This window comes from Gelidibacter salicanalis (genome assembly GCF_016469035.1).
Taxonomy (GTDB): domain Bacteria; phylum Bacteroidota; class Bacteroidia; order Flavobacteriales; family Flavobacteriaceae; genus Gelidibacter; species Gelidibacter salicanalis_A.
Genome location: NZ_JAEHJZ010000510.1, coordinates 1 through 543 on the forward strand (window position 1 = coordinate 1; position 543 = coordinate 543).

Consider the following 543-nt stretch of genomic DNA (forward strand, 5'->3'; position numbering starts at 1 on the left):
AGGAGAGTGTGACGTCGATGATGGTTGAGGACCTCCTATTGTGGAAGGTAGGATGGGCGCCAGTATTGTGAACTGCCAAGTTATTTAAGAAGATAAGGTCTTCCAGAGCCTTACCTCTGTTGTTCGTGTCCGAGGAGCCCCACAGCGAGCTGTGCGCGTTAGTGTCGGACATAATCAAGAGCTTGTGTCTGCCATGGCGGCAGTAGCGAAGCAGCTTGCCCAGCATATCTGGCCATACCAATGGATTGGTGTAGTCCATATACACAGAAGCAACGATCACCTTCGGTAGGTGGGGTTGATGGGTAAGCCAAAGACATGTGGAGATGTCTCGCGAGGTGAATTCCGGCATTGGCCAGAGGTGTAAATCCCGAGATGCGTAGATGGCAGCCCTGGGAGTGAGAGACAGATGATCATACAGAAGCTGATGTGTTCTGTCGAAACCTGTAAGTTTACCTTTCCACACGTATGGCTCTTGCACCGCGAGGATAAAGGAGGGTGTATGCTGCACAGAACCGAGGTACCTCATGAGAGAGGAGGCACCCA

General features: G+C 51.7%; 1 protein-coding gene. It reads right to left on the bottom strand.

The annotated features are described in order from the left end of the window. On the bottom strand, positions 1 to 259 hold a 259-nt coding region (locus JEM65_RS21910; protein ID WP_233530827.1), incomplete at its 3' end, for a hypothetical protein. Positions 260 to 543: the final 284 nt, after the last annotated feature.